The sequence below is a fragment of the Luteibacter sp. SVR4-7G genome (assembly GCF_056755555.1).
On record NZ_JBPGXO010000020.1, the window covers coordinates 43,486 to 57,742 of the forward strand.

A 14,257-nucleotide genomic window follows, 5' to 3' on the forward strand; every position below is an offset into this window, starting at 1 on the left:
GCGCCAGCTCCAGGGCACGGCCTCAAGACATGTCGCGCGCGAGGCGCGCTCCTACAAAAGCGCTGCGGGTTCAGGCAAGCTTCGCGGCATGTCGCCTTCCCGCAAAGCTCACTTCCAGATCCACTTCTGCGTCCTGCTCTGGGGCTTTACCGCCATCCTCGGAAAACTGATCCAGCTGCCTGCGCTGCCGCTGGTGTGGTGGCGCATGCTGCTGGTTTCCGGCGCGCTGCTCTGCGTGCCGCGCGTATGGCGGGGGCTGCGCGCGATGCCGCCGCGCCTGCTGCTTTCCTATGCGGGTATCGGCGTGATCGTGGCGCTGCACTGGCTCACCTTCTACGGCGCGATCAAGCTGGCGAACGCCTCGGTGGCGGCGACGTGCATCGCCCTGTGTCCCGCCTTCCTCGCGATCGTGGAACCCTGGGTGGCCGGGCGGCGCTTCGACCCGCGTGAACTGATGATCGGCGCTGCCGTGGTGCCGGGGGTGGCGCTGGTCGCCGGCGGCCTGCCCGGCGACATGCGCCTGGGCCTCGCGGTGGGCGTGCTCTCGGCCATCTTCGTCGCCTTCTTCAGTGCACTCAACAAACGGCTGATCGATCGTTCGGACTCGCTGACGGTCACTTGCGTCGAGCTGGGAACGGGAACGCTGTTCCTCACCGTCCTGGCGCCGTTCTTCGCCTCGCCTGCCTTTGTCGTCCCCGGCACGCACGACGGCCTGCTGCTCCTGTTGCTCGCCTTTGGCTGCACGCTGCTGCCGTTTGCCTTGGCGCTGGCGGCGCTGCGTCACCTCTCCGCCTTCGCGACGCAGATGGTGACGAACCTGGAACCGGTGTATGCGATCGTGCTCGCGATCCCGCTATTGGGTGAACAGCGTGAGCTCGGGTGGACGTTCTATGCGGGCGTTGCGATTATCCTCATCGCGGTCTTCGCGCATCCATGGCTGCATCGCGGCGAGAAAGCGGAGCCCGCGGATCTCGTGGCGCCATGAGTCCGCCGTCGGGCGTATGAGGGCGCCTCAGGCTCTGCCGCGGGCGCGCATCGTGCGGGCGCGACGGGCGCGCTGGGCCGCGGACCGGCCTCCGCGCTTGCTTCGGAATGTTTTCACGGGTGACTCCGGGAACGGAACCTGGAGGGTCGATGCTCCGACCCTCTTGGTGAAAAAGCTGCAAACAGGGCGTCAGATCAGCTTGATTTCACGCAGACGTTCCTGAAGGTACTCGTGCGCCGTGATCGGCTCCGGATAACGCTTCGGGTTGTCCGGGGTGACGCAGGACGGCAGCACATCCAGTACCACATCCGGATTCGGGTGCAGGAAGAACGGCACCGAATAGCGCGGCTTGCGCGCGTTCTCGTCCTGCGGGTTGGTGACGCGGTGCGTGGTCGACGGATACACGTGGTTGGTCAGTCGCTGCAGCATGTCGCCGATGTTCACCACGATGGCGTCGCCCTCGGTGGTGATCGGCAGCCACTCGCCTTCGCGCGTGAGCACTTCGAGGCCCGCGGCGCTGGCGCCCACGAGCAGCGTGATGAAGTTGATGTCCTCGTGCGCACCGGCGCGCACGTTCGGCACGTCGGCCTGCTCGATCGGCGGGTAATGGATCGGGCGGAGGATGGAGTTGCCCGAATCGATCTTGTCGTCGAAGAAACGCTCCGGCAGGTCGATGTGCAGGGCCAGGGCGCGCAGCACGCGCGCACCGAGCTGGTCCAGCGCCTCGTAGATCCCGTAGCCCTTCTCCTTGAAATCCGGCACCTCTTCCGGCCACACGTTCGGCGGCATCACGTCCGCGAACCGCGAGTCGCGCGGGATCTCGCGGCCGATGTGCCAGAATTCCTTGAGATCGGCGAACTTGCTGTCCTTCGCGGTTTCCACCTTGAAAGGCGTGTAACCCCGCGCGCCGCCGCCACCGGGAACGTGGTATTTGCGCTTTACTTCGTCCGGCAGCGCGAAGAAGCGCTTGAACGCGTCGTAGGCCCCCTCGATGGCCTCCTGGGGGATGCCATGGCCGCTGATGCAGCAGAAGCCGAATTCACGATACGCGGCGCCCAGCTCGGCCACGAAGGCTTCGCGATCGGTGTCGTAGCGGCGGATATCGAGGGTGGGAACCTTCTTCATGCATCGTCTCGTGCGGGGTTAGGCTGCTGCCTGAGCCGCCGATTTTACGGCGTCCGCCAGCTGCCCCGCCAGCCGCTCCACCTCGGCGGCATCGGCCGCCTCGATGGTCACGCGCACCAGCGGCTCCGTGCCCGAGGCACGCAGCACCACGCGGCCGCGGCCTTCCAGCGCGGCCTCCACCTCGGCCAGCGCCTGGCGCACGGTGTCCGTGCCCAGTGCCGCCTTGGCGCCTTCCACACGCACGTTCACCATCGTCTGCGGGAGCTTGACCAGGCCGGCACGGGCCTCGGCGAAGGTCTCGCCGGAGTCCGCGAGCACTTCGAGCAGGGCCAGCGCGGCGACGATGCCGTCGCCGGTGGTGAATCGATCGAGGCAGAGCACGTGGCCGGAGGTCTCGCCGCCGAGCACGCCGCCGTATTCCTTGAGCTGCTGCAGCACGTAACGGTCGCCCACGTTGGCGCGCACGAACGGGATGTCGAGCTGCTTCAGCGCGCGCTGGAGCCCGTAGTTGCTCATCAGCGTGCCGACCACCGGACCGGGCAGCGATGCCCGCCGCTTCCAGTGCCGCGCGATCACGTAAAGCATGTCGTCGCCGTCGGTGACCGTACCGTCGCGATCCACCAAGCGGACACGGTCGCCATCGCCGTCGAAGGCGATGCCGAGGTCGGCGCCGTGTTCGACCACGGCCCGGGCAAGGGCCCCCGGATCCGTCGACCCGACGCCGCGGTTGATGTTCAGGCCATCGGGCTCGGTGCCGATGGTGTACACCTCGGCACCGAGGTCGCGGAAGACCTTCGGCGCGACCTGGTAGGTGGCACCGTGAGCGCAGTCGAGGACCAGGCGCATACCCGCCATCGAGAAATCGTCGGCGACGGTGGACTTGCAGAACTCCGCGTAACGGGTAACGGCGTCTTCCACGCGGCTGGCCTTGCCCAGCGACTCGGAGGCCACCGTGGCGAACTCCGCTTCGAGCTCCGCCTCGATCTCCGCTTCGAGCTCGTCGTCCAGCTTCTCGCCATGGCTGGAAAAGAACTTGATGCCGTTGTCCTGGTGCGGATTGTGCGAGGCACTGATGACGATACCCGCGTCCGCGCGGAGGGAACGCGTGAGGTAGGCCACCCCCGGCGTCGGCATCGGGCCGAGCAGGCGCACGTTCGCCCCGGAGGCGACAAGGCCCGCTTCCAGCGCGGATTCGAACATGTAGCCGGAAACGCGGGTGTCCTTGCCGATAACCACGGTGACCTTGCGGCTCTGGTCGCGACGCTCTGGACCGCCGCCCGGTCCGCGCAGGTCGGCGGCGCGCCTCCGGGCCAGCACGGCGCCGGCGGCGCGGCCCAGGCGCAGGATGAAATCGGCACTGATCGGGTAGCTCCCGACATGGCCGCGGATGCCATCTGTGCCGAAATACTTGCGTTCGCTCATGGTCTTATCGTTCCTTGCAGGTTCGGCAGATGATACTCCGGCCCGGTGAACGGGCCCGATAGGCCCGACGCGCTAGCCAGTGGTGTAGGAGCGCGCCTCGCGCGCGACGGCTTTTCGGCCCAGTCCCCAAAACTGGCGCGCCAGCTTAAAGGCACGGCCTCAAAAACTGTCGCGCGCGAGGCGCGCTCCTACTCGTCGGGCCAGCGGGGCGGGGCTGGCTTGTCGTTGCGCGGGGCGGTATCGCCCACCTTCACGGCGGCCCACACGGCCAGTGCGTCGATCGTGGGCGCCACGTCGTGCACGCGGACCATCAGCGCGCCCCGCTGCACGGCGATCAGCGCCGCGGCCACGGAGCCATGGACGCGCGCGGCCGGGTCCTGGCGGCCGGTGAGCGTTCCGATCATCCCCTTGCGCGACACGCCTACGTAGGCACCCGCGCCCAGCTCGGCGAAGCGTGCGGTGGCACGCAGCAGGGCCAGGTTGTGTTCGAGGGTCTTGCCGAAGCCGAAGCCGGGATCGACCAGGACCCTGCGCCGCTCGATGCCCGCCAGTTCGCAGGCGAAAAGGCGGTCGGTGAGGAAGCGGTGGACATCGCCGACCACGTCGTCGTAGTCAGGCGCATCCTGCATCGTCCGCGGCTCGCCCTGCATGTGCACGAGGCAGACCGGCACGCGCAGCTCGGCGGCGGCATCCAGCGCACCTTCGCGGCGCAGCGCATGGACGTCGTTGATCATGCCCGCGCCCGCGGCGACGGCGGCGCGCATCACCTCGGGCTTGGAGGTGTCCACCGAAATCGGCAGCGAGGTCGCGGCCGCGAGCCGCTCGATCAGCGGCACGACACGGCGGATTTCTTCCTCGGCGGCGACATCGTCCGCTCCCGGACGCGTGGATTCGCCGCCGACGTCAAGCATGTCGGCGCCCTCTTCCGCCAGCGTCATCGCATGGGCGTACGCGGCCTCGAGGGTGGCGTGCCTGCCGCCGTCCGAGAAGGAATCGGGCGTGACGTTCACGATGCCGACGACGCGGGGCCGGTCGAGGGACAGCGCGCGTCCGTTGCAGTCGAGGACCGTGGCGAAGGGATCGTAGTTCATGCGCTCAACCCGGCTGCTGTCCGCCGATGGCGCCCATGAAACGGCGGTAGTAGCGGAGTTCGTCGATGGAATCGCGGATGTCGGAGAGCGCGGTATGCGCCGAGTCCTTCGCGAAACCCCGCGCGATCTCCGGCGACCAGCGCCGGGAGAGCTCCTTGAGGGTCGACACGTCGAGGTTCCGGTAATGGAAGTAACGCTCCAGCTTCGGCATCTCGCGGTGCATGAAGCGGCGGTCCTGGCAGATGGAGTTGCCGCACATGGGTGACTTGCCCGCGGGCACCCATTCGCGCAGGAAGGCGATGGTGGCTTCCTCGGCCTGCTCGGGCGAGGTGTCGGATTCCACGGCGCGGCCCCACAGGCCCGAGCGCATGTGCTGGTTGCGGTTCCAGGCGTCCATCTGCTGCAGGCGGGCATCCGCGTGCGATATGGCGAAGACCGGCCCCTCGGCGAGCACGTTCAGATCCTTGTCCGTCACGATGGTGGCGATTTCGAGGATGGAATCGTTGTCGGTATCCAGACCCGTCATTTCCAGGTCGATCCAGATGAGGTTGTCTTCGTTCGCGGCGGTCATGGGCGCTCCCTTCTGTCACGGAAGTCTACCCCGTCAGCACGAACTGTAGGAGCCGACTACCCAGGCGAAAAGCCAACGGAGCGCTGGAGCGGCGCGCTATCATCCCGGAATGGCCGAACCGACCTTCTTCTGGCACGACTACGAGACCTTCGGCGCCGATCCGCGGCGCGACCACCCCAGCCAGTTCGCCGGCATCCGTACCGACACGAACCTCGAGGTGGTCGGCGAGCCCGTGATGATCTACTGCAAGCCGCCACGGGACATGCCTCCGCAGCCGGCCGCCTGCCTGGTCACCGGCATCGCCCCACAACTCGCCGAGCGCGAGGGCCTGAAGGAAGCCGACTTCGCCGCCGCCGTCCACGAGCAGATCGCCTTCCCCGGCACCTGCACCGTCGGCTACAACTCACTGCGCTTCGACGACGAATTCACGCGGCACCTCCTCTACCGCAACTTCTACGACCCGTATGGCCGCGAGTGGGAGAACGGCAATTCGCGCTGGGACCTGATCGACCTGGTACGCATGTGCCAGGCGCTACGCCCGGAAGGCATCGTCTGGCCCACCCGCGAGGACGGCACGCCGAGCTTCAAGCTGGAGCACCTCGCGACCGCGAACGGCCTCAAGCAGGACCGCGCCCACGACGCGCTGTCGGACGTGGAAGCGCTGATCGGCCTGGCCCGGCTCATCCGGCAGAAGCAGCCGAAGCTGTGGGACTGGTACTTCGCCCTGCGCCGGAAGCAGCGGGTGTTCGAACTGCTGGACGTGGCGGCGATGACGCCCGTGGTGCACGTCTCATCGCGTTATCCGGCCAGCCGCCACTGCCTCGCCGTGATTGTCCCTCTCGCGGCGCATCCATCGCGGCCGGGCGAAGTCATCGTGTACGACCTCGCCTCGGACCCGTCCGACCTGCTCGCGCTGGACGACGACGAGGTTGCCGACCGTGTCTTCACCTCCCGCGCGGACCTGCCCGAAGGCGTGGAGCGGATCGCGCTGCGCACCGTCCGCGCGAACCATGCGCCTGCCCTGGCGCCGTTGTCGGTGCTGAAGAACCTGGACCATGGACGGCTCGGACTGGACATGGCATCGGTGGAACGCCACCTGGGAGCGCTGCGCAACGCCAGCGGGCTGGCCGAGAAGCTGCGCCGCGTGTACGGGCATGCGAGCGACCTGCCGCCTGCGGAAGATCCCGAGCTGGCGCTCTATGGCGGCTTCCTGCCGGACGCCGACCGCCGCCTGCTCGCCGAGGTGCGCGCCACACCGCCAGAACAGCTGGGCAGCCGCGCATTCCCTTTCCGCGACCCGCGTTATCCGGAACTGCTGTTCCGCTATCGAGCGCGGAACTGGCCGCAGACGCTCAGCCTGGACGAACAGGCGCGCTGGGAGGCGTTTCGTGTCGACCGTCTGACCCGCCACGGCCCGCTGACCACGCTCACCCTGGACGACTACTTCACCGAACTCGCCACCTTGCGTGCCTTGCCCGGCTCGCCCTTCGCCCTGCTCGACGAGCTGGAAGCGTGGGGCCGGGAACTGCGCTGAAACCTCCGACCATGCCCAAGACCTATTTCACGCCCGCCACCTTCCGCTTCTTCAAATCGCTGGTTCGCAACAACAATCGCGAATGGTTCCAGGAGCACAAGGACGACTACGAGCGCCATGTGCGTGAGCCGTTCCTTGCACTGATCGGCGACCTCGCCGCGCCGTTGCAGAAGATCAGCCCGCACTTCCGCGCCGACACGCGCAAGGTGGGCGGCTCGCTGTATCGCATCCACCGCGATACGCGATTCGCCAACGACAAGCAGCCATACAAGGGCTGGCAGGGCTCGCGCTTCTTCCATGAGCGCCGCCACGAGATCCAGGCGCCCGGCTTCTACCTGCACATCCAGCCGGGAGAGTGTTTCGTCGGCGCCGGCATGTGGCATCCGGAGCCGCCCGTGCTGAAGAAGCTGCGCGAGTTCCTTGCCGACAATCCCGGGGCATGGAAGCGTGCGACGCATTCAAAGGCGTTCGTGGAGCGCTTCAGCTTCTGGGGCGACAGCCTGTCGCGGCCGCCGCGCGGATTCGATGCGAGCCATGAGCTGATCGAGGACCTGAAGCGGAAGAACTTCGCCGCCGGGCAGGACTTCGACGAGGCGCTGGCCTGTTCATCCGAACTGCTGCCGTTCGTGGTGGACAACTTCAAGCGACTGGCGCCGATGGTGGACTACCTCTGTGCCGCACAGGAACTGGAGTTCTAAAGACCAGCAGGAAGCCCATAGACCTGTAGGAGCGCGCCTTGCGCGCGACAGCTTCTCGCGAAGAGCCACAGGCCCTGATGCTCACGGCCTCAAAAGATGTCGCGCGCAAGCACGCTCCTACAGAGCTCGGTCAAGGTCGCAGAATTCCGGACGGGCCTGTAGGAGCGCGCCTTGCGCGCGACAGCTTTTAGCGACAGAGCCGCAGGCCCTGCTGCTCGAGGCCTCAAAAGATGTCGCGCGCAGGCGCGCTCCTACAACTCGTAGAGCTCGATCGGCAGGTCGTCCGGGTCGGCGAAGAAGGTGAAGCGGCGGCCGGTGTATTCGTCGGTGCGAATGGGTTCGCACGCGACGCCGCGTTCGGCCAGCGTGGCCACCACGGCATCGATGTCGCGCACGGAAAACGCCAGGTGCCGGAGGCCCTGGGCTTCAGGACGCGACGGGCGCTTCGGCGGCGACGGGAACGAGAACAGTTCCAGTTGCACGCCCGGACTGACTTCGAGGTCCAGCTTCCACGAGTCGCGCGCCTCACGGTACGCCTCGTGGAGCACCCTGAACCCCAGCACCTCGGTATAGAACGCCTTGGAACGCGGATAGTCGGAGCAAATCAGCGCCACGTGGTGGATGGCTTCCAGCATCGGACTCACGCCTCGGAAAACGGAAAGGCGAGCACGTCGGCGATCGCGTCGGTGCGCGAGAGGACCATCAACAGACGCTCGACACCGAGCGCGACGCCCGCGCAATCCGGCATGCCATCCAGCACGGCCAGCAGGTTCTCGTCGATCGGCACTTCCGGCAGGCCGCGCTCGCGGCGCTTAGCGTTGTCGCGCTCGAAGCGCGCGCGTTGTTCCGCCGCGTCGTTGAGTTCGTGGTAGCCGTTGGCGAGCTCATAAGGGCCCACATAGACCTCGAAACGCTTCGCCACCGGCGGGTCGCCCGGGCGAATGCGTGCGAGTGCGCACTGGCTCGCCGGGTAGTCCGAGACCACCGTGATCCGGTCACGCGGAAAACCTGGCTGGATACGATGCGTCATCAGCAGGTCCAGCCAGTCGTCACGCTCCAGGCCCTGCGGATCGAGGCCGATGCCGGCCAGGGGCGCCTGGATCCGTTCGAGCGGGTCGGTCAGCGGGTCCACGCCGAGCGTGTCGCGGAAGAGGCCGCGATAGGTCGTCTCCACGACGTCGAACGTGCGCCCCGCTTCCAGCAGCAGCTTCTCCAGCAGGTCGATCACCTCGCGGGCGAGCTTCGCCTCGTCCCAACCGACGCGGTACCACTCGAGCATGCTGAATTCGGGATTGTGCCGGCCACCCGCCTCGCCATCGCGGAAGACCCGGCCCAGTTCGTAGCAGTCGCCGATACCGGCCGCGAGCAGGCGCTTCATCGGAAACTCGGGCGAGGTGCGCATCCAGCGTTCCCGCGGACCGGCATCGACGTGACCACTGAAGCGCGTGCTGAAACTCTGGATGTTCGGGTCGGTATTCCCCGCCGCGGAGAGGATCGGCGTCTCCACTTCCAGCACGCCGCGGCCGGCGAAGAACGTGCGGATCCGCGCATACGTGGCGGCACGCAGACGCAGCTGCCCGAGGTCTTTCATGGCGCGACTCCGTGTTCGGCCAGCAAGGCCAGGAGATCGGCCTCCGTGTAGACGGGCACGCCGAGCTCGTTCGCCTTGTCGAGCTTCGAGCCGGCGGCCTCGCCCGCGAAGACGCCGGTCGTCTTCTTCGAGACCGAACCGGCGACCTTCGCCCCCAGCGACTCCAGCCGCTCGGTGGCGTCGTCGCGCTTCAGCGTCTCCATCGTGCCGGTGATGACATAGGTATGGCCTTCGAGCGGCAGCGCGGCCGCGGCCCTGGCCGGAAGCTGGTCGAGCAGCCAGGCCATGTCGACGAAATCGTTGACCAGCTTCCGGTAGTTGGCCGGCTCGCTGATGTGCGCCCACAGGTTGGCCGCGGCAGCGGCCGGTACGCCGGCGACGATCCAGTTGTGTTCGCCGGCCGAAACCAGTTCCTGCACGCTCTTGTACGTCTTCGCGAGCAAGGCGACGTTCTTCGGACCTAACTTCGGCACCTTCGCCGCCTCGAGCAGGACGTCGAGGCCCAGGCGGTCGCGCAGCTTCGGCGAGGGCGCGCCTTCGTCGGCGAAGGTGATGCCTGCGGCCAGCAGCGCGTCCACGACCTTCTGGTTACCTTCCTGCTCGAAGAACGCGGCGATCGAGGTGGCCACCTCGTCGCCTATGTCGGGCAGCACGCGCAGCACCGCTGCCGGCGTGCGGCGCACGACGGCGAGCGAGCCCAGCCACGTGGCGAGGGTCTTCGCCGTGCTCTCGCCGATGTGCATGATGCCCAGCGCGAAGAGGAAACGCGGCAGCGTGCTCTTCTTGCTCGCTGCGATGGACGCCACGAGGTTCTCGGCCCACTTCGTGGCGACCTTGCCCTGCTTCACCGTTTCCGGCGTGGAACCGTCGCGTTCGTCCGCCAGCGTCTTCATGCGCACGAAGCTGTCGACGGTGAGCGCGTAGAGATCGGCGGGCGTATGCACCATGTCGAACTCGACGAGGGCGTCCACGAAGCGGTCGCCCAGGCCGTCGATGTCCATGGCGCGGCGCGACGCGAAATGGATGAGGGCTTCCTTGCGCTGCGCGCCGCAGATGAGGCCGCCGGAGCAGCGGTAGGCCGCCGCGCCTTCCTCGCGCAGGAGCTCGGACCCGCACACCGGGCAGGTCTCCGGCATCTTCCAGGGCACCGTGTTCGCCGGCCGCCCTTCCATCACCACGCGCGCCACCTCGGGAATGACGTCGCCGGCCCTGCGCACGATCACGGTGTCGCCGACGCGCACGTCGAGGCGCGCGATCTGGTCGGCGTTATGGAGGGTGGCACTGGTGACGGTGACGCCGCCCACCTGCACGGGGGCCAGCCGCGCCACCGGCGTGGCAGCGCCGGTGCGGCCGATCTGGATCTCGATGCCCTCCACCGTCGTCATTTGTTCCTGCGCAGGGTATTTGTGCGCGATGGCCCAGCGCGGCGCCCGCGAAACGAAGCCCATCTCATTCTGGCCTTCGTAGTCGTCGAGCTTGTAGACGACGCCGTCGATGTCGTACGGCAGGCTGTCGCGCTTCTCGCCGATCCGGCGGAAGTACGCGATGAGGCCTTCGAAACCTTTCGCGGTGGATACCTCGGGCGACACGGGGAAACCCCATTCGCGCAGCTTCGCCAGCGTGGCCGAATGCGTCTCCGGCAGGTCGCCGCCATCGACACGGCCCACGGCATAGGCGAAGAAGGCCAGCGGACGCTTGGCGGTCACCGCGGGATCCAGCTGGCGCAGCGAACCCGCCGCGCCATTGCGCGGATTGGCCAGGGGTTTCTCGCCCGCGGCGCGTGCGCGCTCGTTGAAGGCCTCGAAGGCGGCGCGGGGCATGATCACCTCGCCACGCACCTCGAGCACGCGCGGCCAGCCCTCGCCGCGCAGGCGCAGCGGGATGGCTTTCACCGTGCGCAGGTTGGCGGTGACGTCCTCGCCCACCGCGCCGTCGCCGCGCGTGGCGCCCTGCACGAAGACACCGTTCTCGTAGCGCAGGCTGATGGCGAGCCCGTCGAGCTTCGGCTCCACCGAGAACACCGGCTGTCTGCGTCCCAGGGTCTGTTCAATACGGCGTTCGAAGTCGGCCACCTCGCGGTATTTCTCGCGATCGGTGTCGCCTTCCTGCTCGAAGGCGTTGCCGAGCGACAGCATCGGCACCGCGTGCACCACCTCGGCGAAGCCGCCATGGGCACGGGCGCCCACGCGCCGCGTGGGCGAGTCGTCGCTGGCGAGATCCGCATACTCCGCCTCCAGCGCCTCGAGCTCGCGCATCAGCCGGTCGTATTCGGCATCCGCGATATCGGGCTCGTCGAGGACGTGGTAGCGGTAGTTCGCGTCCTCGATGCGCCTGCGCAGGTCCCGCGCGCGCTCGACGGCTTCGACAGGGGCGATGGCTTGGGGCATGGGCAAGGTCCGTGGTGGTGCGTACGACCGACGCGACCCTGAACTCTCGGCCGAAGCCGCGGCAAAAGCAAGGGACACCCGCCTGCATTCTCATCCGCTATAATTTCCCGGCCATGCCTCTCGAAGACGTCAGCACCGACCCGCATACCGACGACGTCCCAGGCCTTCCATCCGACCGCCCCGCCTTCGCACCGGCGCAGCCCTCCAGCACGGCGCGCTATCGCGGCCTGATCTGGCTCGTCGCGGCCGCGTTCTTCATGCAGGCCCTGGACTCGACCATCGTGAACACGGCCGTGCCCGCCATCGCGAGCGCGCTCCAGGTCACCCCGCTGAGCATGCGCACGGCGCTCACCTGCTACGTCCTGACCCTGGCGGTCTTCATCCCCATGAGTCCCTGGCTCTGCGACCGCTTCGGCACGCGCAGGGTCTTCGGCGGCGCCATCCTCGTGTTCTCGCTGGGCTCGCTGCTCTGCGGCCTGGCCCAAACGCTGCCCGAGCTCGTGTTTTCGCGCATCCTGCAGGGACTCGGCGGCGCCGCGCTCATGCCGGTGGGCCGCTACGTGCTCGTGCGCAGCATCGATCGCCACGAGTTCGTGAAGTCGATGACCACGGTCGCCACCTTTGGCCTGCTCGGCTCGGTGTTCGGTCCGCTGATCGGCGGCGCGCTCGTGGAGTTCACCAACTGGCGCCTGATCTTCCTCATCAACGTGCCCGTTGGCATCCTCGGCCTCGTGCTGAACCGCCGCGAGATGCCGGATTACCGGCTTGACCGCGCGCACCGTTTCGACACCTTCGGTTTCATGCTTTTCGCCGGCGCGTCCGCGCTATGCCTGATGGCCGCGGAAACGCTCGGCACGAAGGGCCATGCGGTCGCGATCACGGGCTACGCGCTGGGTGCGATCGCGCTGGCCACGCTCTACGTGTGGCATAGCCGGCGCACGGATCACCCGGTGACCGACCTCTCGCTGCTCAAGGTACGCAGCGTCTGGGTGTCGCTGGCCGGCAACCTGTTCACCCGCCTCGGCGTGTCAGGCATGTACCTGCTGCTGGTGCTGTTCCTGCAGATCGGCTGTGGCTGGTCGCCCCTGGCCGCCGGCATGATGATGGTGCCGCAGGCCATAGGCTCCATCTCGGTGAAACCCTTCATCGACCGCCTGCTCACGCACTTTGGCTACCGCAAGCTGCTGCTCGGCAACACCATCGCCGTGTCGGTGGTGCTGTGTTCGTTCGCCTTCCTCTCGCCGCATACGCCGCCCTGGCTCATCGCCGGCTTCGTGTACGTGTACGGTGCGGTGATGTCGCTGCAATACACCTCGATGAACACGCTGGCTTACGTGGACCTCGACGTGAAGCACGCCTCGATGGCATCGTCGATGGCCTCCACGGCGCAGTACCTGTCGATGAGCTTCGGTATCGCCCTGGCCTCGCTGCTCATGGCCGGCTTCCTCGACTCGCACAGCGCGGACGGTTACGTCCGGGCCTTCCGCTGGTCGGTGACCATGCTGGGCATGGTCACCCTCGCCGGAAGCTGGATTTTCGGCAGATTGCGCGAAACGCGGCCCGCCACGGTATAACTCACAAGGACACCGCGCCTTCCTTCGCGGCTTGATCTGGAACGATCCCATGCACGATTCCGCCGGCATTCTGCTGATCCTGTTCATCATCTTCGTCGCCGCGCAGATCGGCGGCGAGCTGGCGCAGAGGCTGCGCCTGCCTTCCGTCGTCGGGGAAATCGCCGCGGGCTGCGTCATCGGGCCTTCGGCCCTCGGCTGGGTGAGCCTGCCCGATATCGCGGTGGGGACGCCGCTGGATGTGCTCGCCGAAATCGGCGTGATCCTGCTCCTTTTCTCAGTCGGCCTGGAAACGCGGCTGGACGACCTGAAGAAGGTAGGCGCCAGCGCCTTCCTCGTCGGCGTCCTCGGCGTGCTGCTGCCGTTCGGCCTCGGCGCGCTGTGGGCACACGGCTCGGGCTTCGACTGGATCAAGTCGATGTTCGTGGCCGCCGCCTTCGTCGCGACCTCCGCAGGCATCACTGCCCGCGTGCTGCAGGAACTGGGCGTGCTCCAGCGCCGCGAGGCGCGGATCATCCTCGGCGCGGCCGTCATCGACGACATCCTCGCCATGCTCCTGCTCGGCATCGTGTCGTCGCTGCAAGGCGGGGGCGCGGTGGATATCGGCAGCCTCCTGCTGACCCTGCTCGGCGCCGTGGGCTTCGTCGCCGTCATCGGCTGGGCCGGGACGCGGGTCATGCGCAGGGGCTCGGGCTGGCTGGAAAAGCCCAGCAACCCGATGTCCCCGCTGGCGATCGTGCTGGCACTGTGCCTGGGCCTCGCCTACCTGTCGATGAAGTTCCACCTGGCAGCGATCATCGGCGCGTTCCTGGCCGGCATGATCGCCTCGGAGACGCGCCAGCGGCACCAGCTCGAGGAGCAGACCGCGCCCTTGCTGGCCTTCCTCACGCCGTTCTTCTTCGTGGTCACCGGCGCCAAGGTGAACCTGGCGGAGCTCGGCAGCGCGAGCGCCCTGGGCATGCTCGCGGTAGTCACCCTCATCGCCATCGTGTCCAAGCTGGCCGGCGGCTTTCTCGGTGCCATCAAGCTCGGACGGCGCGGCGCGACCATCGTCGGGTTCGGCATGGTCCCGCGAGGCGAAGTGGGCGTGGTGATTGCCGCCCTGGGCCTGGCCGCGGGCGTGTTCGACGAGCGGATCTATGCGGTTATCGTAGCCATGTCGTTGCTCACGGCGATGGTCACGCCCCCGGTGCTGGCCTTCTTGCTGCGCGACCGCCATGGCGCTTCGGGGACGCCGTGAGCAGAAGTGAGAATCGTGCTCCATCTGCGTTCAGTGAAGAGC

General features: G+C 67.6%; 12 protein-coding genes. 5 read left to right on the forward strand and 7 right to left on the reverse strand.

The features are described 5' to 3' along the window. The first annotated feature begins 88 nt into the window (after positions 1–88). On the forward strand, positions 89–985 hold the full coding sequence (locus ACR9ZH_RS09600; RefSeq protein WP_481290539.1) for a DMT family transporter: 897 nt from the start codon (positions 89–91) through the stop codon (positions 983–985). Between the two features lie 189 nt (positions 986–1,174). Here ACR9ZH_RS09600 and ACR9ZH_RS09605 read toward each other — a convergent pair whose 3' ends face one another. The 4 genes from ACR9ZH_RS09605 to orn all read right to left on the reverse strand — a co-directional run bounded on the left by ACR9ZH_RS09605 (position 1,175) and on the right by orn (position 5,194). After that, positions 1,175–2,110: an isopenicillin N synthase family dioxygenase gene (locus ACR9ZH_RS09605; protein ID WP_481290540.1), complete on the reverse strand. Its 936-nt coding sequence runs from the start codon at positions 2,108–2,110 to the stop codon at positions 1,175–1,177. Positions 2,111–2,128: 18 nt separating this feature from the next. Next, positions 2,129–3,532: a phosphoglucosamine mutase gene (gene glmM / locus ACR9ZH_RS09610; protein WP_481290541.1), complete on the reverse strand. Its 1,404-nt coding sequence runs from the start codon at positions 3,530–3,532 to the stop codon at positions 2,129–2,131. Between the two features lie 188 nt (positions 3,533–3,720). Continuing rightward, entirely contained in the window at positions 3,721–4,623 is a 903-nt protein-coding gene (gene folP / locus ACR9ZH_RS09615) for a dihydropteroate synthase (RefSeq protein WP_481290542.1), read from the reverse strand. 4 nt (positions 4,624–4,627) lie between these two features. Beyond that, the gene (gene orn / locus ACR9ZH_RS09620) at positions 4,628–5,194 is read right to left on the reverse strand and encodes an oligoribonuclease (RefSeq protein WP_481290543.1); all 567 of its coding nucleotides are present in this window, start codon (positions 5,192–5,194) and stop codon (positions 4,628–4,630) included. A 109-nt stretch (positions 5,195–5,303) separates the two neighbouring features. On the opposite strand from orn, the gene sbcB reads away from it, so the two are divergent. Together sbcB and ACR9ZH_RS09630 are read left to right on the forward strand one after the other, a co-directional pair. Next, positions 5,304–6,728 (forward strand): exodeoxyribonuclease I, encoded by a 1,425-nt coding sequence (sbcB, locus tag ACR9ZH_RS09625; RefSeq protein ID WP_481290544.1) that lies wholly within the window; start codon positions 5,304–5,306, stop codon positions 6,726–6,728. Positions 6,729–6,739: 11 nt separating this feature from the next. After that, positions 6,740–7,426: a DUF2461 domain-containing protein gene (locus ACR9ZH_RS09630; protein WP_481290545.1), complete on the forward strand. Its 687-nt coding sequence runs from the start codon at positions 6,740–6,742 to the stop codon at positions 7,424–7,426. A 251-nt stretch (positions 7,427–7,677) separates the two neighbouring features. On the opposite strand, the gene gloA2 is transcribed toward ACR9ZH_RS09630, so the two are convergent. The 3 genes from gloA2 to ligA are packed head-to-tail and all read right to left on the reverse strand — an operon-like array spanning position 7,678 to position 11,404. After that, positions 7,678–8,061 (reverse strand): SMU1112c/YaeR family gloxylase I-like metalloprotein, encoded by a 384-nt coding sequence (gene gloA2 / locus ACR9ZH_RS09635; protein ID WP_481290546.1) that lies wholly within the window; start codon positions 8,059–8,061, stop codon positions 7,678–7,680. Positions 8,062–8,066: 5 nt separating this feature from the next. After that, positions 8,067–9,017 carry an EF-P lysine aminoacylase EpmA gene (gene epmA, locus ACR9ZH_RS09640; RefSeq protein WP_481290547.1) on the reverse strand — a complete coding sequence of 317 codons (951 nt, stop codon included), beginning with the start codon at positions 9,015–9,017 and terminating at the stop codon, positions 8,067–8,069. After that, entirely contained in the window at positions 9,014–11,404 is a 2,391-nt protein-coding gene (gene ligA / locus ACR9ZH_RS09645) for an NAD-dependent DNA ligase LigA (RefSeq protein WP_481290548.1), read from the reverse strand. Before ligA ends, epmA begins: the two co-directional genes overlap by 4 nt. 113 nt (positions 11,405–11,517) lie before the next feature. Here ligA and ACR9ZH_RS09650 point away from each other — a divergent pair, with 113 nt between their 5' ends. Together ACR9ZH_RS09650 and ACR9ZH_RS09655 are read left to right on the forward strand one after the other, a co-directional pair. Then, positions 11,518–12,978, forward strand: coding sequence for an MFS transporter (locus ACR9ZH_RS09650; protein ID WP_481290549.1), 1,461 nt, complete (start codon positions 11,518–11,520; stop codon positions 12,976–12,978). A 49-nt stretch (positions 12,979–13,027) separates the two neighbouring features. Next, positions 13,028–14,215, forward strand: coding sequence for a cation:proton antiporter (locus tag ACR9ZH_RS09655; RefSeq protein WP_481290550.1), 1,188 nt, complete (start codon positions 13,028–13,030; stop codon positions 14,213–14,215). The last annotated feature ends 42 nt before the right edge of the window (positions 14,216–14,257 follow it).